This is a genomic window from Vibrio sp. sp1 (genome assembly GCF_016920955.1).
GTDB lineage: Bacteria > Pseudomonadota > Gammaproteobacteria > Enterobacterales > Vibrionaceae > Vibrio > Vibrio alginolyticus.
Map to the genome: position 1 here is coordinate 2,969,150 of NZ_CP060589.1, position 20,352 is coordinate 2,989,501.

Annotated in this window: 15 protein-coding genes; 10 read left to right on the forward strand and 5 right to left on the reverse strand. The window is 43.3% G+C overall.

All coding sequences use genetic code 11. From position 1 onward, the window contains the following. Window positions 1–112: 112 nt before the first annotated feature. The 3 genes from proX to proV are packed head-to-tail and all read right to left on the reverse strand — an operon-like array spanning window position 113 to window position 3,390. Window positions 113–1,120 carry a glycine betaine/L-proline ABC transporter substrate-binding protein ProX gene (gene proX, locus H9L11_RS13940; RefSeq protein ID WP_005385703.1) on the reverse strand — a complete coding sequence of 336 codons (1,008 nt, stop codon included), beginning with the start codon at window positions 1,118–1,120 and terminating at the stop codon, window positions 113–115. After that, entirely contained in the window at window positions 1,113–2,198 is a 1,086-nt protein-coding gene (proW, locus tag H9L11_RS13945; protein WP_005377778.1) for a glycine betaine/L-proline ABC transporter permease ProW, read from the reverse strand. Before proW ends, proX begins: the two co-directional genes overlap by 8 nt. A gap of 4 nt (window positions 2,199–2,202) precedes the next feature. Continuing rightward, window positions 2,203–3,390, reverse strand: coding sequence for a glycine betaine/L-proline ABC transporter ATP-binding protein ProV (gene proV / locus H9L11_RS13950; RefSeq protein ID WP_017633996.1), 1,188 nt, complete (start codon window positions 3,388–3,390; stop codon window positions 2,203–2,205). Between the two features lie 438 nt (window positions 3,391–3,828). Between proV and H9L11_RS13955 the strand changes: the two genes are divergently transcribed. The 7 genes from H9L11_RS13955 to H9L11_RS13985 all read left to right on the forward strand — a co-directional run bounded on the left by H9L11_RS13955 (window position 3,829) and on the right by H9L11_RS13985 (window position 12,356). After that, a complete protein-coding gene (locus H9L11_RS13955; protein ID WP_005377775.1) occupies window positions 3,829–5,709 on the forward strand; it encodes a DUF294 nucleotidyltransferase-like domain-containing protein in 1,881 nt (626 codons plus the stop codon). After that, window positions 5,709–6,455, forward strand: a complete 747-nt coding sequence (locus H9L11_RS13960; RefSeq protein ID WP_017820938.1) for a 3'-5' exonuclease — start codon at window positions 5,709–5,711, stop codon at window positions 6,453–6,455. The genes H9L11_RS13955 and H9L11_RS13960 overlap by 1 nt, the downstream gene beginning before the upstream one ends. Window positions 6,456–6,647: 192 nt before the next feature. After that, the gene (locus H9L11_RS13965) at window positions 6,648–8,306 is read left to right on the forward strand and encodes a BCCT family transporter (RefSeq protein WP_005377772.1); all 1,659 of its coding nucleotides are present in this window, start codon (window positions 6,648–6,650) and stop codon (window positions 8,304–8,306) included. Between the two features lie 314 nt (window positions 8,307–8,620). Beyond that, on the forward strand, window positions 8,621–9,154 hold the full coding sequence (gene ectA, locus H9L11_RS13970) for a diaminobutyrate acetyltransferase (RefSeq protein ID WP_005393379.1): 534 nt from the start codon (window positions 8,621–8,623) through the stop codon (window positions 9,152–9,154). A gap of 34 nt (window positions 9,155–9,188) precedes the next feature. Next, window positions 9,189–10,454 (forward strand): diaminobutyrate--2-oxoglutarate transaminase, encoded by a 1,266-nt coding sequence (gene ectB / locus H9L11_RS13975; RefSeq protein ID WP_017820939.1) that lies wholly within the window; start codon window positions 9,189–9,191, stop codon window positions 10,452–10,454. A gap of 14 nt (window positions 10,455–10,468) precedes the next feature. Continuing rightward, complete coding sequence (locus H9L11_RS13980) at window positions 10,469–10,855, forward strand: ectoine synthase (RefSeq protein ID WP_005377769.1); 387 nt, start codon at window positions 10,469–10,471, stop codon at window positions 10,853–10,855. Between the two features lie 79 nt (window positions 10,856–10,934). Then, the gene (locus H9L11_RS13985) at window positions 10,935–12,356 is read left to right on the forward strand and encodes an aspartate kinase (protein ID WP_005377768.1); all 1,422 of its coding nucleotides are present in this window, start codon (window positions 10,935–10,937) and stop codon (window positions 12,354–12,356) included. Window positions 12,357–12,532: 176 nt separating this feature from the next. Here the strand turns inward: H9L11_RS13985 and H9L11_RS13990 are convergent, their stop codons facing one another. Continuing rightward, window positions 12,533–14,098, reverse strand: coding sequence for an arylsulfatase (locus H9L11_RS13990; protein WP_186584300.1), 1,566 nt, complete (start codon window positions 14,096–14,098; stop codon window positions 12,533–12,535). Between the two features lie 388 nt (window positions 14,099–14,486). Between H9L11_RS13990 and H9L11_RS13995 the strand changes: the two genes are divergently transcribed. Further along, window positions 14,487–16,817, forward strand: coding sequence for a tetratricopeptide repeat protein (locus H9L11_RS13995; RefSeq protein ID WP_205390846.1), 2,331 nt, complete (start codon window positions 14,487–14,489; stop codon window positions 16,815–16,817). A 46-nt stretch (window positions 16,818–16,863) separates the two neighbouring features. Here the strand turns inward: H9L11_RS13995 and H9L11_RS14000 are convergent, their stop codons facing one another. Continuing rightward, on the reverse strand, window positions 16,864–17,652 hold the full coding sequence (locus H9L11_RS14000; RefSeq protein WP_205390847.1) for an SUMF1/EgtB/PvdO family nonheme iron enzyme: 789 nt from the start codon (window positions 17,650–17,652) through the stop codon (window positions 16,864–16,866). 178 nt (window positions 17,653–17,830) lie between these two features. On the opposite strand from H9L11_RS14000, the gene H9L11_RS14005 reads away from it, so the two are divergent. Beyond that, complete coding sequence (locus H9L11_RS14005; protein ID WP_205390848.1) at window positions 17,831–19,156, forward strand: anaerobic sulfatase maturase; 1,326 nt, start codon at window positions 17,831–17,833, stop codon at window positions 19,154–19,156. Between the two features lie 53 nt (window positions 19,157–19,209). Further along, entirely contained in the window at window positions 19,210–20,307 is a 1,098-nt protein-coding gene (locus H9L11_RS14010) for a hypothetical protein (RefSeq protein WP_205390849.1), read from the forward strand. Window positions 20,308–20,352 lie beyond the last annotated feature (45 nt).

The window sequence follows — 20,352 nt, forward strand, 5'->3', positions numbered from 1 at the left end:
TATGGTCGAGTAGTGTAAGTGTTGGTATGTCTATGTAAGGGGGAGGGGCGTTTGTGTAAAAAAAGAGCCAGTTGATAACACCAACTGGCTCTAGAGGTTGATAAAGGCATGATTACATTGCGGCTTTCTTCGCTTCTTCGACCCATGCGTCGAACTTTTTCTGGTTCGCTTTGATCCAGCCATTTACATGAGACTCGATGTCCGCTGAGCTGTTCTTACCTTGGCTCATCATCATATTCTGAGCACTAACATCATTGATATTTAGTTTGATGATTTCAAACAGCTTTGCAGCAGCAGGGTTGTTTTCTGTAAACTCTTTATTGGCAACGATACGCATAGAGTTCATCTCGAAGCCGTAGTTCTTACCGTTCTCTAGTGTCGTATCAATGTCCTTACGCTCACCAGGAAGTGAAGAGAATGGCACTTCTAACCACACAACATCTTTCCCTGGAACTAAAACGCCACTTACCCAGTACGGTGTCCAAGTGTAGTAAAGAATCGGATCGCCTTTTTTGTAACGTGAGATCGTATCAGCGATAATCGCCGCGTAGTTACCTTGGTTGTGTGTTACTGTGTCACGAAGTTTGAAAGCATCCAACTGATGCTCAACAACCATTTCACAACCCCAACCTGGGTTACAACCAGTTAAGTCCGCTTTGCCATCGCCGTTTGCATCGAATAGCTTCGCCAATTTTGGATCTTTTAACTGACCAATGTTAGTGATGTTATATTTTTCCGCGGTTTTCTTATCGATCAAATAACCTTGCGCAGCACCACTTACGTATTGGCCTTTACGGAAGAACTTATCATCACCGCCAGACATCGTGTACTTATCGGCGTGAAGAGGGAACCAACCAACCGCTAAGAAAGTAGCATCACCTTTAGCAATAGAGGTGTAGCCTACGTTGTAGTCCACTTCTTTGGTCGGTTTAACATCGTAACCAAGCTCTTCAAGTGCGCGGTTTACGATCAACGTTTGAAATGTTTCTTCTGCAACGGTTGATTGAACAGGCTGAACAGTGACACCTTCACCCGGTAGTTCACTTGCCACACCATAAGTTGAAAATGCGATAGTACTTAGAGCTCCAACAGAGAGCGCTTTCTTCCATGAATTATTCATTGATGTTTCTCCTAAGTTTTAGATCGTCTTGGTTCGTCTTTGTTTTCAGTTTTAATAGGTATGAAACAGGACCTGTGTGATACCAGCGAAGTTTAGTGTTGCCCGCATTAACCCCTAACACCTGGGTGATACGGTCTAACAAAATCGCAAGAATAACGATGCCTAAGCCACCAACGGCAGCAAGACCCATATCAAGTCGGCCAATACCACGAAGTACCATTTGGCCTAAGCCGCCAACAGCAATCATTGAAGCAATCACTACCATAGAAAGTGACAGCATTAAGGTTTGGTTTACACCTGCCATGATAGTTGGTAACGCCAACGGTAACTGGATGCGATAAAGCATCTGTTTTTTGTTTGCCCCGAAAGAGTGGCCAGCTTCGATAAGCTCTTCAGGTACTTGCTGAATACCCAAAATAGTCAGGCGCACAACGGGAGGCAGGGCGAAAATGATCGTTACTACTACGCCAGGAACGTTACCAATACCAAACAACATAACAATTGGTACAAGGTAAACGAACGCGGGAGTCGTTTGCATTGCATCTAATATTGGCCTAACAAATTTGGCAGCGGTTTGGCTCCTTGCCAACCATATCCCCATTGGTAGCCCTATAAGCAAACAGAAGAAAACGGCGGTTAACACCAGTGCTAGCGTTGTCATCGCTTGTGACCACGCACCAATTAGGCCGATGAAAACAAGGGATACAAGAGTAGAAAAACCAAGTTTTACATTGGAAAACTGCCACGCTAGCAAAAATAAAATGAGTACCATTATAGGCGCAGGTGTAGACACCAAAGCAGTTTCAAACGACGTTAGAATAAAGTCGATTGGAACTCGTATTGCTTGGAAAACAGGTCGACCATGTTCCACCAGCCAGTTCAAACCGGACTCTACCCAGCTATCGAGGGGTAAAACCGCATCTTGGAATGGGTTCATAATATCGAATGGTGCTTGCTCTACAGTTTCTGAGTTGAGCCAATCATTACTTGGCGCGGCCTCTGTACCTTGCGACCAAGGATCATCTTGCGCAGGAGCAGTATTTGACCAGGGATCATTGTTAGTTTGCTCTGAAGACATCGTGTTAATCCTTATCTAGTGTTTGTAGAAGACGTGATTTAGTCACGACACCAAAGTAAGTTCCTTGCTCATCTACGACAGGCACGGCATAAGGAACACCAGCAACCAGACCCAAAATGTCATTAATTGACTGATCAGGCTGAAGAGTAACTTCATCCGGTAATTGAGCACTGGCTAACGAACGGTTTTCTTTATGAGCCAAACGTAGTGAATCAAGAGATACGATGCCGGAATATCGGCTAGATTTATCGACGACAATACCGTAATCACGGTCGTGATCCATCAGAATCTGCATCGCAGAGCCTGGACCGTCATTTTCCGATTTCTTAAAAACAGCCGCTGGCTTCTTGCGCGCGATATCTTTTGCTGTCAAGACACTTGCGATGTTTACGCCGCGGAAAAAGGCTTCGACATAATCATTTGCTGGACTGTGTAATATTTCATCAGGTGTACCAACCTGAACAACCTCACCGTTTTGCATGATGGCGATACGGTCGCCAATGCGCATTGCTTCATCCAAATCATGAGAAATGAAGACAATTGTGCGTTTGTCATCGTTCTGTAGACGAATAAGCTCATCTTGCATCTCAGAACGGATCAATGGGTCTAAAGCGGAAAACGCCTCGTCCATTAATAGGATGTCAGGGTCACAGGCTAACGCTCTCGCTAAACCAACGCGCTGTTTCATACCACCGGATAATTCGTCAGGGAAAGATTCTGCATAAGGGTCTAAACCCACTCTTTCTAAGGCGGAAAGGGCACTTTTCTGACGCTCATTAACGTCGATGCCGGCAAGTTCTAAACCAAAGGCGGCATTTTCAATCACCGTCATGTGTGGCATGAGTGCGAAACTTTGAAACACCATTGAGATATTGTTACGACGAACTTCTCGAAGTTCATTTTCGGAGATGTGGGCGATATCTCTTCCTTTGAGATAAACACTACCTTTAGTCGGCTCAATGAGCCGGTTAAGAAGTCGAACAAGGGTGGATTTCCCGGAGCCAGAAAGGCCCATGATTACGAAAATTTCCCCTTCATTTATGGTGAGAGATACATCGTTTACGCCGACTGTTAAACCTGTCTGTTCAAAAATACCGTCTTTATCGACGCCTTTGTCGATAAGCGAGAAGGCTCTCTCTGGGTCTTCTCCAAACACTTTATACAGTCCCTTAACTTCCAGTATGGGATCCATGTTATCTGTCCTTTTTCGTGTGTTTATAACTGTTTAACGATTTGTACTCTAATTAATTTTAGTTCAACTTTCAACGAAAGGGGGTTGGTTAACTAGTTCTGCCGTGCATAGAGAATTCGTTGAGCAAGGTATGTTCAATTCTTATTTTTTATATTTAAAACAATTGCTTGTGATGTGTTTTTATCCGCCATAACGTTGCCCTGACGTAGGGTTGAATTTATTTTGAATTTTTTTGTACATTTCAACTCAACTCGCTTGCATAGATATAAGCTGTGATAGCTTAGAACTCTACATATAAAAAGGTTAGAGCTCTAATTTTTGGTTAAGGCTTGGTCCTGTGAAATCGGTTAGGTACTGTTATCCTTAGATTTATTTATTGCTTGATTTCACTCAGGGTGATATTTATCGCTGTAGTTTAGGCAACGTATGGAATAAAAAATGGAAGCCGAACAGTTAGAAGTGCTCAATTTCATTAGCCAGTACCCACCTTTTGATGACCTACCTGAAGAGCAGCTTAGAAAAATTGCTCTCAATGCCGAGGTTGCATACTTTCGGCAAGGAACAAAAATTCTTAACTTCGGAGATACGATCCGCGACTTGTATATGGTGAGAAGTGGGGCGGTAGAGATTTATCGACGTAAAGGTGAACTTTACAACAGGATTGATGCTGGTGGACTGTTTGGTCAGATGGGGTTGTTGATGAACAACCGCGTACGTATGCCAGCCAAAGCGATAGAAGACACTCTCGTTTACTGTATTCCGGAAAACATCTTCAATGAACTTTGTGATGAGTTTGAAAACTTTGCGGACTACATGGAACTGGAAGATAGCGCGCGTTTGCGAAGCGCAATATCTAGCCGCTCCGAAAGCAATGACTTTACCACCGCTAAGGCACGTAAAATCTTAGCAAGAGATCCAGTAACTCTGGAGGCAACGGCTTCAATTCAGGAAGCTGCGATACTAATGGCAGAGGAAAATGTCACCTCTCTGCTCATTATTCGCCCGACAGAGGAGCTCACAGAAGAAGATGATGAACAGCTGCTTGGAATATTGACTGATCGCGATCTTTGCATTCGCGTACTAGCTCAAGGTATTGATACCAATATTCCAGTGAGTGAGGTCATGAGTTATGACGTGGTTTCATTGGATTATAACGCCTATGTGTTTGAGGCCATGTTAACCATGTTGCGTTACAACGTGCATCATTTACCAATTTTAAAAGATAAAAAGCCGATAGGAATTATTGGCATGACGGACATCGTTCGTTACGAATCTCAGAACAGCCTATTGCTAGTGAGCTCTATTTTTCAGCAAACCAGTGTCGAGGATCTCAAGCAGGTTTCTGAACAAGTAAAAGACTGTTTCGTAAGAATGGTCAATGAAGATGCCAACGCGCACATGATTGGTCGAGCCATGTCGGTTATAGGCAGTAGTTTCAAACAACGCCTCGCTGAATTAGCTGAGCAAGAGTTCGGCCCAGCGCCCATTCCTTATTGTTTAGTCGCAATGGGTTCAATGGCGAGGGATGAGCAGCTAATTGTAACGGATCAAGATAACGCCCTTATTCTCGATAACAGTTATGACGTTGAGATTCACGGAGAGTACTTTGAAAAGTTTGCTAAATTTGTTTGTGATGGTTTAGCGGCATGCGGCTATGCTTATTGTACTGGAGACATTATGGCTACCAACCCAGAATGGCGAAAAACTCGTGCAGAATGGGAAGAATGCTTTGGAAACTGGATAGACAATCCAACCCCTGAGAGATTGTTAAATAGTAATATCTTTTTTGATCTCCTCGGTGTGCATGGGCGAGTGAAATGGGCGGAGCAATTAAGCAGCTTTATTGTGAGACGAGCGAAAAGAAATAACCGCTTTCTTGCTTGTATGGCGTATAACGCAATACGTAGGACGCCTCCACTGGGCTTTTTCAAAGACTTTGTGATGGAGAAAGATGGTCGTCATCGCAACTCGATTAACTTGAAGCGAAGGGGGACGGCTCCGTTGGCCGATTTAATACGGGTGCATTCTCTGGCAATCGGTTCGCGATCGCAAAACTCTTTCGACCGTTTAGATGACATTAATGATGCTGGCATTTTACCGAAAGGTCGAGGTTTGGATTTAAGGGATGCGATGGAGCTAATCTACATGGTTCGAATTCGTCACCAAGCCCTTGATATAGAAAATGGAGAAGAGCCAGACAACAATATTGAGCCGGAGAACATGTCTGAATTTGAACGTCGAAACTTAAAAGCAGCATTTCAAATTCTAAGTAACGCTCAGAACTTCATTAAGTTTCGATACCAGAGAAGTAGCAAATAATGTGGTTCTCAAAAAAAGTAGAAAAAGAACAGCCGTTGTTGGATACATCCCAGACGCCAGAGTGGTCAATGTTGTTCAAACAACTAGCTAAAGAAGCGAAAGACGAGAGGCTCAAACGCTACTATTCGACACCGATGGTTAATGGGGAAACACCAATTGAACAAGTGCCATTTGTCTCGGTAGACTTTGAGACAACAGGATTGAACTCGGAAGAGGATGTCATTCTCACGATCGGACTTGTGCCGTTCACTATTGATCGTGTTCAATGTAATGGTTCTGCTCATTGGGTCGTTAACCCAAACAGAGAGTTAAACCACGAGTCTGTCATTATTCACGGTATCACTGACTCTGAGGTTAAAAACGCGCCGCAGCTGTCTCAGATCTTGGGTGAAATATTGGATGCGTTGTCAGGCAAAGTGGTACTTGTTCACTACAAGAACATTGAAAGGCAGTTCTTTAATAACGCCTTGCTAAATAGCATCGGAGAGGGGATACAGTTTCCTGTTGTTGATACGTTAGATATTGAGTATGCGATACAACGCCGTGAATGCAGAGGTTTTATCAATAAGTTGAAAGGCAAGAAACCCGGTTCTGTACGATTAGGGCACGCTCGTGAAAGATATGGCCTCCCTGCTTATCAACCTCACCATGCCCTGACGGATGCGTTAGCAACTGCGGAGCTGTTTCAAGCACAACTGCAGTATCACTTTAATCGAAACATGCCAATATCTTCGGTTTGGCAATAGGCGTTATTTATGGTGAAAACAATAAAATGCAATGAGAGATAGGGGGCTTTAAGATTATGATGGCGGATTGAGTAACCGCTTATAAGAACAATGTTTTATGAACATGTGCTTGGTAGTGATGAAGACGTTTCATTACTCGAACTCCGACGAAAGTAATTTAAACTTGGTCACGTATTTTTAAGGAGATTATCCGTGAGCACCGATAATAACGGTGGCATTCAACGCCCCGATGGAAAAGTAAACGCAATAGATACTGACTATCAAATTGGTCAGGATAACGTTGCGCTAAAGGTAGGCCCATTTGGCCTTGATATTCACAACCGTGTTTTTGCAATTTCTGGCTTAGCAATCGTCATGTTTGTTGTGATAACACTATTATTCCGAGAACAGGTAGAGCCGTTTTTTGCAGACCTACGAGCGGGTTTGTTACACAATTTAGACTGGTTTTTTCTCGCTTCAGGTAATATTTTTGTCATTGTCTGTGTCGGATTGATCTTCACACCATTGGGCCGTGTGCGAATCGGTGGTACTGAAGCAACACCGGATTATTCCTATGCCGGATGGTTGGCAATGCTATTTGCTGCAGGTATGGGCATTGGTCTCGTATTCTTCGGTGTATCAGAACCGATGTCCCATTTTAGTTCTGCGATTGGTGGCGTGAGCGTTGAGAATGGTGTACGTACTGACTGGGCACCGCTAGGTGGTGCAGAGGGCGATGCAACTGCAGCTTCGGCATTAGGGATGGCTGCGACGATTTACCACTGGGCACTTCATCCGTGGTCAATATACGCGCTCTTGGCTCTTGGACTGGCTATCTTTTCATTTAACAAAGGTTTGCCACTCACCATGCGCTCAATTTTTTACCCTTTGTTTGGTGAGCGTGTATGGGGTTGGACTGGTCATATTATCGATATTCTTGCAGTGGTAGCGACGGTTTTTGGTTTAGCAACATCGCTAGGCTACGGTGCGTCTCAAGCCGCAACGGGTTTGAACTTCCTGTTTGATGTCCCAATGACCAATACCACGCAGGTTATATTGATTATTGGTATTACTGCGCTCGCTTTAATCTCTGTTGTGGCTGGACTCGATAAGGGCGTGAAAATCTTATCTGAAATCAACATGGGTCTTGCAGCGCTGCTATTGCTATTTGTTATTGTTGTTGGCCCGACGATTGCGATTTTAACTGGTTTCTTCGAGAACATCGTTTCCTATGTGGCTAATATCCCTGCCTTATCTATGCCATTTGGACGAGAGGATGTGAATTACTCTCAAGGCTGGACGGCGTTTTACTGGGCGTGGTGGATTTCTTGGTCACCATTTGTGGGTATGTTCATCGCACGTGTGTCTCGCGGTCGTTCAGTTCGTGAGTTTATTATTTGCGTTATTCTTATCCCATCTTCAGTTTGTGTGTTATGGATGACGGCTTTTGGCGGTAACGCAATTAGCCAATACGTTAATGATGGCTACGAGGCGGTGTTTAACGCAGAACTACCTTTAAAACTTTTTGCCATGTTAGATGTTATGCCATTGGCTGAGATAACATCTTTTGTCGGCATTATCTTAGTCGTGGTGTTCTTCATTACCTCTTCTGACTCAGGATCACTGGTTATTGATACTATTGCTGCGGGCGGTAAGGTCGATGCACCAACGCCACAACGCGTGTTCTGGTGTACGTTTGAAGGTTTGGTTGCGATTGCATTGATGTTGGGTGGTGGTCTAGCTGCTGCTCAAGCAATGGCGGTGACGACTGGTTTACCGTTTACTATTGTTTTACTTGTTGCAACGGTATCTTTGATAAAAGGTTTGATGGATGAACCTCGTCCAAAGGCGGTTTCTAAGAAATCAAAATAACTAGTATCAGCAGTTAAATTATTGATAAAAGCGGTATGCGAAAGCATGCCGCTTTTTTTTGGATTTCTATTTTTCTCTGAGAAATGAACAGCATGGAAAACGGTCTTATTCTGGTTGTTTTTTGTACTGTGCATTTAGGTGACTATTTAATAAATTAGACCTCGAACTATTTTAACTTTTGGTTAATAGGTTTATTTTTGTGATTTGAATCACAAAAATACCGATAAAAAGGCGAATTATTTGATTTTTAGTCGCGAGGGATGCCCATAATAAAAAGGAAATTTAATTAGACCTCAAAGGATATGTATTTTCACATGATCACATCAGCACCTTGGGTCCTTTATCCAGAGATTGGAGAAGACTCAAGTAAAAAATGGATTTTTCGTGAGCCTAAAATCTCTGATGGTGACGACATTTACAGCTTGATTGCAGACTGTCCTCCATTGGACATGAACTCATCTTATTGCAATTTCCTACAGTCTACGCATTTCAGCAAAACCAGTATTTTGGTTGAGCAAAAAGGCGAAATCGCAGGTTTCATTTCCGGTTATCAGAAACCAGACGAGCAAGACGTTTTATTTGTCTGGCAAGTTGCAGTCTCACCTCGCTTTAGAGGTCATGGTTTAGCATTCCGCATGTTGAAAGAACTTCTCACCCGAGAGGAATTAGGCGGTGTTAAATCGGTAGAAACTACCATCACGGAAGATAATAAAGCCTCTTGGGCACTGTTCAAAAAGTTAGATGCGATGAACGGCAATTCTGGCCAAGTAAGCACATTTTTGGATGAAGAAGCCCACTTTAAAGGCAAACACGATACAGAATATTTGTATCGCATTCCTCTCAAATAATCCTCAAACAATAGGAATTAAAAACGGTCTCATCATGGATATTTTCAAAAAGCAGGAATCCAACGTACGCTCATATTCAAACAATTTCCCGGTCGTTTTTCGTAAAGCGAAAGGCTGCTGGCTAGAAACAGAACAAGGTGAACGATACTTAGACTTCCTTGCTGGAGCGGGATCTCTAAATTACGGCCATAACAATCCAGTACTAAAACAAGCGTTGCTTGAGTACATTGAAATGGACGGTATTACTCACGGTTTGGATATGCACTCAGAAGCGAAAGCATCGTTTCTGGAAGCGTTGGATACTTACATCCTTAAACCAAGAAACTTGGATTACAAGGTTCAGTTTACGGGCCCAACAGGCACTAACGCTGTTGAGGCGGCATTGAAGCTGGCTAAAAAAGTAAAAGGCCGCGACAGCGTCGTTGCGTTTACTAACGGTTTCCATGGTTGTACTGCTGGCGCACTGGCTGCAACGGGTAACCAGCATCACAGACAAGGTAACGGTTCTAGTCTAAGTAACGTCACTCGTATTCCATTTGAAGGTTACGCTGGCGTAGATGGTCTCGCGCTGTTCGAAACCATGCTAAATGATAACTCTGCAGGTATGGATAAACCAGCCGCTGTACTTCTTGAAACTGTGCAGGGTGAAGGTGGTTTAAATGCTGCTTCAAACGAGTGGTTACAACGTTTGAGCAAAATCTGTAAAGCCAATGACATTCTTGTGATTGTCGATGACATTCAAGCAGGTTGTGGACGTACCGGTACTTTCTTTAGTTTCGAGCCGTCTGGTATCCAACCGGATATCGTGACGCTATCGAAGTCGATCGGTGGTTACGGTTTGCCGATGGCTGTCGTATTACTTAAGCCTGAGCTTGACCAGTGGAAGCCAGGCGAGCATAACGGTACGTTCCGTGGCAATAATCACGCCTTTATTACTGCTGCAAAAGCACTAGAAATTTACTGGGCAAACGATGATTTTGAAACACACATCAAGCAGTGTTCAGACAAGGTAAGTGCTGTTATTGACCGTTGTGTTCGTCGCTTTCCACAAATGTTTGTGCAGAAAAAAGGCCGCGGCATGATGGTTGGTATTGAATGTATCAATGGTGACATGGCATCTGAAATTGCGAAAAACTGTTTCGAGAATGGAATGGTGATAGAGACAGCGGGTCCAGACGATGAAGTTGTGAAGTTCTTCTGTCCACTAACCATCAGCGAATCAGAGCTAGATCAAGGACTAAGCATCTTTGAAAATGCAGTAGAGACTATCGCTGCGAAACATTTCAAACAAGCATCTTAATAAGGATTTTAATTATGATCGTCAGAACTCTAGATGAATGCCGCAACAGCGAACGACGTGTTGTTTCAGATAACTGGGAAAGTGTCCGCATGTTGTTGAAAGACGACAACATGGGTTTCTCTTTCCACATCACAACGATTTATGAAGATACAGAAACTCATATTCACTATCAAAACCACCTTGAATCGGTGTTTTGTATGAGTGGTGAAGGTGAGATTGAAGTTGTAGGTGGAGAAACGTACCCAATCAAACCAGGTACATTATACATCCTTGATAAACACGATGAGCACTACTTGAGAGCTTATAAGAATAAAGAAATGGTAATGGCGTGTGTGTTTAACCCACCGATTACTGGCGCTGAAGTGCACGATGAAAACGGTGTTTATCCTCTCGTTGACTAAAAGATGATGGTGGGGTGCTTTGCCACCCCACACTTTACTATCTCTTCTTTTTAAAGTTACCAATCAAAAAAGGCTTATCATGACATTTACCGTAGAAAAAATCGGCGGTACATCAATGACAGCATTTGATGCTGTTCTCGACAATATTATTCTTCGTCCCAAAACACCATACAATCGTATTTTTGTCGTATCTGCATACGGTGGTATGACCGATGCGCTGCTTGAGTGTAAAAAAACCAGTAAACCAGGCGTTTATCAGCTTATCGCGAAACGCGACGACAAATGGGAAGAAGCGTTAGCGTACGTTGAAAGCCGTATGTTGCTGACCAATGAAAATATTTTTGCGGACCCAATGAATCGTATCCGTGCGGATAAATTCATTCGCTCCCGCATTGCTGAAGCGAAAAACTGTATCGCGAATATTTTAGAAACCTGTCAGTACGGTCAATTTTCGTTGCGCCAGTACTTGCCTCAAATTCGAGAGTTTCTCTCGTCTATCGGTGAGGCACATAGTGCTTACAACACAGCACTAAAACTAAAAAATATGGGTATTAACGCTAAGTTCGTTGACCTGTCTGGTTGGGATAATCAAGCGCCAAGAAGCCTTGATGAGTCGATCAGTGACGCGTTTGCTGATATCGATGTATCAAAAGAACTGCCAATCGTGACAGGTTATGCTTACTGTAAAGAGGGCCTAATGCACACTTATGACCGGGGTTATAGTGAGATGACATTTAGCCGAATTGCAGCAATAACAAAAGCGGATTTAGCAGTAATTCACAAAGAGTACCACTTGAGCTCAGCGGACCCACGCGTTGTTGGCCCTGAAAAAGTATTACCAATTGGTAGTACAAACTATGACGTAGCAGACCAACTTGCCAACCTTGGCATGGAAGCGATTCACCCAAATGCCGCTGCGGGTTTGCGTGAAAGTGGTATTGAGCTACAGATTAAAAATACATTCGAACCTGAACACGAAGGTACTTTGATCTCTTCAAGCTACCGCCCAGAAGAAGACAAAGTCGAGATCATCGCAGGTAAAGAGAAAGTATTTGCACTGCATTTGTTTGACCAAGCAATGGTAGGAAAAGCCGATAACGTTAGTTACGAATTGATGGAAATCATCTCCGATGCTCGTGTAAGTTTGGTTGGTAAAGAGATGAACGCTAACTCTATTACTTACTATCTAGGTGGCAGTACAGATAGCTTAAACAAAGTATTGTATAAAGCCGAGAAACGTTATCCGAATGCCTCGATTAAAGGTCGTATGGTCGCGCTTATCTCAGCCATCGGTTCTCAAATTGATACCAACAAGACGTTGGCGAAAGGTGTGCTTGCATTGATGAATAATGGCGTTACGCCAGTTGCACTGCACTCATCATTGAGAAATGTAAATGTTCAATTTGTTGTCGGTGATAAGGAATACCAGCACGCGATTTGCGCATTGCATGATGAGTTTTTCCAAAGTAGCAGTTTAGCTAAATCGGTTAATGTGGCTTAGTTTATCCACGGTTAAAATACAAAGGAGAGCAGGTTAGCTCTCCTTTTTTGTTTTTCAGTTTGTACTTTTGCATAGTCTAAACAGACGATTTAAGTAAGTTCCTATGTGGCGATACACATAAGCCAGCAGAATGGTCTGCTGGCTTAATGTTACTGATTAACTAACGTTAACTTAGTTTACTTAAACTTGCTGATTTCTTGTTCAACTTTGTCTAGTTGCTGCAGCTTCTCTTGCATTTTTAGAGAGTCGTAGTTTAGTGAAGCAGGGTTCATCGCTGTGCCACGTTGCATTGGGTATTCTGGAAGTGTTTTAAAGAACTCTCCCACAACGTCTTGAACAGGTACAAATAGCCACATGTTGTCAGCCATCCAACGCAAGTACATTTGTGATTCGCTTGGGCCTTTTTCGAATGGGTCAGCGCGTAGGTGGATGATTTTAGGCCAGTTCGGAGCAAAACGAACTGCGTTACTTAGGTTCCCTTCAAGCGTTGCAAAGTGAAGTTTCCAGTCATTCCAGCGGACAGCGTTTAATTCACCATTAGACGTAAAGTAAAGCAGCGACTCACGAGGGCCTTTTTCTTCCTTACCTTCAAAGTATGGCATGAAGTTATAACCATCTAAATGTACACGCCACTCTTTGCCATTTGCTTTGTAGCCTTCTGCCAGTTTTTCTTTTACATCAGGTACGCCAGCAGCTGCCAATAATGTAGGCAACCAGTCTTGGTGTGCCATCATTTCATTGATCTTGGTTCCTGGCTTAATGACGCCTGGCCAACGAACCAGTTGAGGAACACGCATACCGCCTTCCCAAGTTGTACCTTTTTCACCATGGAATGGTGTTGCGCCACCATCTGGCCAAGTCATGGTTTCTGCGCCGTTGTCCGTTGAGTAGATAACGATAGTGTTGTCTGCAACACCTAGCTCATCCAGCTTGTCGAGTAAAACACCTACATGATCATCATGTTCCAGCATACCATCGGCATAAATGCTTACACCTGATTTACCTTGGTATTTTTCCTGCAAGCGAGTCCAAACGTGCATACGAGTGGCGTTATGCCAAATAAAGAAGGGTTTATCCGCCTTAACTGCTTTTTCCATAAATGCCAAAGAGCTCTCTAGGAACTCTTCATCTGCGTGCTCCATACGTTTTCGTGTCATCGGGCCAGTGTCTTCAATCTTACCGTCGGCATAAGACTTAATGACACCACGAGGGCCATAGTTTTTACGAAACTCTGGGTCTTTAGGGTAGTAATAAGTTTCAGGCTCTTCTTCTGCGTTTAGGTGATATAAGTTACCGAAGAATTCGTCAAAGCCGTGTTTGGTCGGTAAGTGCTTATCTTGGTCACCTAAGTGGTTTTTACCAAATTGACCCGTCATGTAACCTTGTTCTTTTAACAGATCTGCAATGGTTGGCGCCCAATCAGGTATACCGTGGTCAGAGCCTGGCATACCAATTGTTAACAAACCCGTACGAAATGGCTCTTCACCTGTAATAAAGGCCGCGCGACCAGCAGTACAAGACTGTTGTCCGTAGTGATCTGTGAACAACGCGCCTTCATTCGCTATACGGTCGATGTTTGGCGTTTTGTAACTCATCATACCTTGGTTGTATGCGCTGATATTCCAGTAGCCGATATCGTCACCAAAAATTGCCAGAATATTCGGTTTGTCGGCTGCCATAGCGGCACTGGACGCCGCTAACATTCCTGCGCCTACAGCGATTTTGCTCAATTGATTTGCCATAAAAACTCCAGATTGTTGAGAGTAAAGATAAGCACAAGTGAGCCTTATGCTTAGTTGCTGCATAAGTTAATGATGTATATAGAAAAATCCTCTTATACTCGATATAACCATAAGTTATTTCTAGGTTGTAACCATTTGTTAATTAAAAAGAAATAGGATTGTTCTGTTAGTTTGTAGAGATTCGTAAAGTAGATTTAGATCACTTAAGAGCCTTATTTTTATTGCGTAGTAGAAGAGGGGATGGAAATGAAAAACAATAGGATGCTCGCTTGTTTTACGGTCCTAAAGCAATACTAAAGTCGTTATGTATTGCTTGTAATTATTTGTATAACCAGTGATTTAGTGTCTATATTGATTTAGGTTGTACATTATAAATATAAGGATATCTATGAGTCAGTGGGCAGGCCGGTTTCGCATTTTATTGCTGGTCAACGTTGTTGTCAGTTTTATGGCTTTTTCTCAAGAGTTATTAACAGAGAAACCAAATATTCCTTCAGGCTTAAATCCAGAATATGCTGGCACACAAGCTTGTATAGATTGCCACCAAAACGAGGTGGAGGCTTGGAAAGGGTCACATCACGATATGGCCATGAAGCATGCAAGTACAACCTCTGTACGTGGTGATTTTGATAACCATGTTGTAACGCACAAAGGAATGCCTAATCGTTTTTTTAAAAAAGGCGGCGAATATTGGGTCAACATTCAAGGCTCTGACGGGCAATGGCATGACTATAAGATCAGCTATACATTTGGCTGGGAGCCACTACAGCAGTACATGGTCGAGTTTGAAGATGGCCGCGTGCAGCTTATTCCTTTTGCTTGGGACACAAGAGCTAAAGTTGAAGGGGGACAGCGTTGGTTTCATCTTTATCCAGAAACGACAACAACGGATGAATTCTATTGGACCAATACCGGGCAAAATTGGAACTTCATGTGTGCTGATTGCCATTCAACGAACCTAAAGAAGAATTACGACGCTGACAAAAACACTTACAACAGCTCATGGTCAGAGATTAATGTGGGATGCGAAGCATGCCATGGTCCCGCTAGTCAGCACATAGAACTGGCCAAGAAATACAAAAATGCTGGCACTTCTTTTGAGCATGACAGCCATTATGGCTTTGATCGAAAATTGTCTAAAGCAGTGTCGGATTGGGTGTTTGAGGAAGGCCATAGTACGTTACAGCCGAAATCAATTGAAGCAACCAATCAAGTGCAAACATGCGCTCAATGCCATAGTCGCCGAACCCAGTTAAATGAAACAGGTGATCATGTTAAAGGTTCCTTTTTTGATAAATATCGCTTAAGTCTTATAACACCTGAACTCTACTATCATGATGGACAGATTTACGACGAAGATTATGTTTATGGTTCGTTTCTTCAATCTGAAATGGCGGAGAAGGGGGTCACGTGCACTAATTGCCATGATCCACACACGGCAGAGTTAACGATCCCAGAAGAGGCAGTATGTTCGCAATGCCATATTGCATCGGAATATACACCTGAAAAGCATACCTTTCATAAGGCTGGATCTGAAGCATCGCAATGTACGACTTGTCACATGCCAGAAACGACTTACATGCAAGTCGATCCTCGTAGAGACCACAGTTGGCATATTCCACGACCGGATTTGAGCAAACACATTGGAACGCCCAATGTTTGCATGTCATGCCATGAAGATAAAAGCAATCAATGGGCCGATGAACAGATAGCAGAATGGTACCCGAATTCGAGGTATCGTAATCAACAACATTTTGCTGTTGCATTTTATGCGGATTCAATTGGTCATCAAGGAGCAGCAAATGCGTTGGCATACTCTGCTCAGGATTCGTCGTTAAAAGACATTATTCGTGCTTCAGCCCTGGAGAGAATGGGGGGCAACACTGACCAAAATACAACAGTATCTTTGGCTAGGGCCGTTAAGAATGAGAATGAAATGGTTCGATTAGGGGCAATTTCAGGCTCGTCTGGTTATGAATTTCATGACCGGTGGCGGATTCTAGAGCCATTGCTTGGTGACCCGGTGCTTTCAGTGAGAGCGGAAGCTGCCTCGGTGCTGGTAGCGAGCTACGCACAAATGACCCCTTTACAAAAAGATATCATTAAATCACCTTTAGAAGAGTACATGGAAATTCAAGAGTTTAATGCCGATCGTGGTTTCGGAAGAACCAATTTGGCGAATGTGTACCGCAGCTTAGGTGAAATCGACAAAGCGGCCGAGCTGTATAAACAAGCGATCAGCATCGAACCCTATTTCGAAAATAGCTACGTTAACCTAGCAGATTTGTATCGTCACCTAGGTAAAGAAGAAGCTGCGCTCACGGTGCTACAACAAGGGATGAAAGCTCAACCTAAATCCAGCACGTTACCATACAGCGCAGGTCTTTCTTTGTTGCGTCAAGGCAAAGCTGATGATGCGAAAAAGCTACTTAGACGCGCCGCAGAAATTGGTGAAACTAATGCTCATTATTGGTACGTGTACGGTCTAGCTCTAGAAAAAAGCGATGTTCTAGAAGCCAGTAAAGCGTTGCAAACAGCATTTGAAGTCGGTGGCAATCCACAGCACTTGTATGCTCAATGCGAGGTTCTAGCGAGAAATCATAAAAAAGGTGCTGTCGCTTTTGCTTTCGATAGGTGCATACAAGAGCTTAGTCACTATGCACCTAAGCAAGCTATTGATCAGCTTAAAGCCTCTATTGTTGGGGTCAATAGGAGCTAATTACCAAAAGTGGAGCTTTTATCGCTCCACTTTTTTCTTACTTAGTTTAATCAGCGTCTTTCGCTAATCTCAGCCCCATGTCGGACATGATGACTGACTGGCTAGCAAAATCGCGACGATAGTTTTCGGATTCGTCAGCATCATAGGCAAAGCTACCACCTCGTACAGACTTGTGTGCCAGGCTTTCTTTTTCATCTTTTGCGTTTACCGGATTATCACTTGGTGCTGATTTGTAATAGCCTTCATCAAACGCATCAATAACAAACTCACCAACATTACCCGTCATATCGTATAAGCCAAGCTCATTCGGTTTTTTCTGACCTACCTTGTGTGCCTTATTGTTTGAGTTACTGGCATACCAGGCAACGTCGTTAATATCATCAGACCCCGCGTAAGTGAATCCTTGACTTAGATTCCCCCCTTTCGCTGCAAACTCCCATTCTGCTTCTGTGGGTAAACGATAGTGCTCTCCCGTTTTTTCATTCAATTTCTTTATAAAATAATTGGTTTGTTGCCAGCTAATGTTATTCACGGGCGTATTTGGGTTTCTAAAATAACTCAGAGAAGAGCCTGTAACCGATTCGAATAACTCTTGGGTTACCTCAAATTTTGCCAAATAGAAATCATCCACGCGAACGGTGCGAGCCGGGCGCTCGGATTTATTTGCTGATGGATTATCCGAGCCCATCATAAATTGTCCACCTTCAATAAGAACCATATCTTGATCGATTTTTTGAGCAAGAGGGCTAGGTTGTGTTGTTGCACATCCAGTGATAATTAGCGAAATCGAAATAGTGGCACCAAGGTAAAGAGTATTACTTTTGGAATGCTTCATAGGGGAGCTCCATCAACATTTATGATCAAAAAATTTTATCAGGCAAGTCTATGAAAAACAGTTATACACACTATAACAAGCGCCACGAATAATTGAACATTATCATCACACTAGGCGATTAACTTAATGATTAGTCTTAACGCCGTTGGGCGCAGGCTAGCAACTAAGAAGGTGATGAATGCACATAACTCAAGGTCCGCAGTTCAATGGAAAAGCATCCAAGCGATTACATGTCATGGCGAAACCTATCGGTGCAGTGTGCAATATCGATTGCACCTATTGTTACTACCTAAGCAAACAAGATTTACTTGAGTACAAGCCAGGCTGCTCACCAGTCATGGATGAGGAAACGCTCGAGACCTATATCCGTCAATATATAGCGGGACAGAATACACCTGAAATCATTTTCTCTTGGCAGGGTGGTGAGCCGACAATGCTAGGTTTGGATTATTTCAAGACAATTGTTGAGCTACAGAATAAATACCGTCCCGATGGTATTACGATCTCCAATGATCTCCAGACTAATGGCACACTGCTTAACGATGAATGGTGTGAGTTTTTAAAGGCGAACAACTTTCTCGTCGGTTTAAGCATTGATGGCCCAGAAATGATGCACAACGCTTATCGAACAAACCGAGCTGGTAGAGGCACATTCCGGCAAGTTATGAATGCGGTTGAATTATTACATAAGCACGAAGTAAAGTTTGCTACGCTCACTTGTGTTAACAACTTGACCAGCCGTAACCCACTTGAAGTTTACCGATTCTTGCGAGATGAAGTACGCTCCCCTCAAATGCAGTTTATTCCAATAGTTGAGCAGAAAACATTCAGAACAACCGCCCCTCAAACCTGGGAGCCAAACGAGCAACTAAAACAAGGAGATAAACGGTTGATCCCAGGTCATAAAGATGCCGTTGTTGAGCCTTTTTGCGTTGCGGATGAAGCATGGGGAAATTTTCTGATCGCGATTTTCAATGAATGGGTTTTACACGATATCGGCAACGTGTTTGTTCAGTACTTTGAAGCCAGTATCGAAACCTGGATGGGCAGAAAAAACCCACTGTGTACGTTAGGTGAAATCTGCGGGAAAGGCTTAGCAATGGAGCCTAATGGTGATGTGTTTGCGTGTGATCATTACGTGTACCCAGAATATAAGGTTGGAAACATTCATCACGAAAAGCTCGATACGCTCGCTTATAGCTCTGAGCAGCAGAAATTTGGGTTTGCTAAAAGTCGTACGCTGCCCCAACAGTGCCTTCAATGTGATTATCAATTTGCATGTTTTGGAGAATGTCCCAAAAACCGTTTTATCCGTACTAGGCAAGGTGAGCCTGGTCTTAATTATCTCTGCGCGGGTTGGAAGAAGTTTTTTACCCATGTTGATCAGTCGATGGCGTACATCTTACGAGCGACAGGTAACCCAGTGGTTCACGGTAAATACAGTGACCAGACTCTACGCCAGCAAGCTACTCAAACACAGACTGTGTTTGAAACGAAGTTTTAAGATAGTCACTACGCCTGCTACAGGCCCGGAAATGAAAGAATATAGGTTATTGAATGCAAAAAATTAAGCTGCTCTCTAAATCATTACTCGTGATCTCGATCGGCATTGCTACGAGTCAAACAGCAGTGGCACAAGAAACAACATTGCTAGACCCAGACCAGGTATCGCCGACAACGGTTGTCACTCCACAAGAAGCTCAAATGACACCGGCGCAACGAGTCGAAAAGCTGTCTTATGATGCGCAAAATAAAAAGTTGTCTTCAGAAAAACGTATTGATGCTTTACGTGAGTTAGCCAACTATCCAAGCCAAAATGCGTTGGTTGCAGTTGCGCGTGGGTTGCAGGATGAAGATGCAGGTATTCGCGAAGCTGCGATCGTGGGAGCACAGCCATATATGATTGAGCACCGTTGGCGTTTGATTTCACCATTATTGAGTGATGACGCCGCCATGGTGCGAATTACAGCAGCGATTAACCTCGTTCGAGATTACGCCAATTTGAGTTCGGAGCAACAGCAGTCACTTGAGGGGACTGTTTCAGAGCTGACAGCACACTTGTCCAGTAAGAACGATAATGTTTCCAAGTTATTACTTGCAGACGTTTACCGTTGGCATCGTGATTGGGATAAAGCGGCGTTGATATACCCAGAGTTAACTAAGCTTGAGCCAAACAACCCTCAAGTTTGGTTAAGCTATGCAGACAACTTCCGAGCGCAACAGCTAGACCAAAAAGCTATCAACGTGCTTGACGAGGGTATCAAGCTAAATTCAGAAGATGCCTCGCTGCATTATTCTAAATCTCTCGCTTTGGTTAGATTAGACAAAAAGAAAGAAGCGGCGTTTGAAATAGACAAAGCTGCGACGATGGCAAAGACGAACAGTTACTTTTGGTACTTAAATGGTGTTCTGCAAGAAGAGTTAGACTTGAAGAAGTCTGTCAACGCTTTTGAGCAAGCGTATTTGATATCCGGTGCTCCAGAACAATTGTATGCCGTGTGTGACATCTATGTTAGATACGGCAACCCTAAAACGGATGACTGCTTAACAGAGCTAACGAAGGTCGCTCCCGACTATGTTATTGAAGAGCTCAATCAGAAAAAGGGACGTAAAAGTGCCTCTACATCAGTTGAAGCCAATGAATTTAAACTCTAATCGTTAAATTCCATGTTTCTATTTTAATAAAATAGTGGACTAGAT

What these genes read in the sequence shown, in the direction of transcription:
- H9L11_RS13980 (WP_005377769.1), top strand. Translation starts at nt 10,469, where the DNA reads ATGATCGTCAGAACTCTAGATGAATGCCGCAACAGCGAACGACGTGTT.
- H9L11_RS13960 (WP_017820938.1), top strand. Translation starts at nt 5,709, where the DNA reads ATGTGGTTCTCAAAAAAAGTAGAAAAAGAACAGCCGTTGTTGGATACA.
- proV (WP_017633996.1), bottom strand. Translation starts at nt 3,390, where the DNA reads ATGGATCCCATACTGGAAGTTAAGGGACTGTATAAAGTGTTTGGAGAA.
- H9L11_RS13985 (WP_005377768.1), top strand. Translation starts at nt 10,935, where the DNA reads ATGACATTTACCGTAGAAAAAATCGGCGGTACATCAATGACAGCATTT.
- ectB (WP_017820939.1), top strand. Translation starts at nt 9,189, where the DNA reads ATGGATATTTTCAAAAAGCAGGAATCCAACGTACGCTCATATTCAAAC.
- ectA (WP_005393379.1), top strand. Translation starts at nt 8,621, where the DNA reads ATGATCACATCAGCACCTTGGGTCCTTTATCCAGAGATTGGAGAAGAC.
- H9L11_RS13955 (WP_005377775.1), top strand. Translation starts at nt 3,829, where the DNA reads ATGGAAGCCGAACAGTTAGAAGTGCTCAATTTCATTAGCCAGTACCCA.
- H9L11_RS14005 (WP_205390848.1), top strand. Translation starts at nt 17,831, where the DNA reads ATGCACATAACTCAAGGTCCGCAGTTCAATGGAAAAGCATCCAAGCGA.
- H9L11_RS13995 (WP_205390846.1), top strand. Translation starts at nt 14,487, where the DNA reads ATGAGTCAGTGGGCAGGCCGGTTTCGCATTTTATTGCTGGTCAACGTT.
- proW (WP_005377778.1), bottom strand. Translation starts at nt 2,198, where the DNA reads ATGTCTTCAGAGCAAACTAACAATGATCCCTGGTCAAATACTGCTCCT.
- proX (WP_005385703.1), bottom strand. Translation starts at nt 1,120, where the DNA reads ATGAATAATTCATGGAAGAAAGCGCTCTCTGTTGGAGCTCTAAGTACT.
- H9L11_RS14010 (WP_205390849.1), top strand. Translation starts at nt 19,210, where the DNA reads ATGCAAAAAATTAAGCTGCTCTCTAAATCATTACTCGTGATCTCGATC.
- H9L11_RS13990 (WP_186584300.1), bottom strand. Translation starts at nt 14,098, where the DNA reads ATGGCAAATCAATTGAGCAAAATCGCTGTAGGCGCAGGAATGTTAGCG.
- H9L11_RS14000 (WP_205390847.1), bottom strand. Translation starts at nt 17,652, where the DNA reads ATGAAGCATTCCAAAAGTAATACTCTTTACCTTGGTGCCACTATTTCG.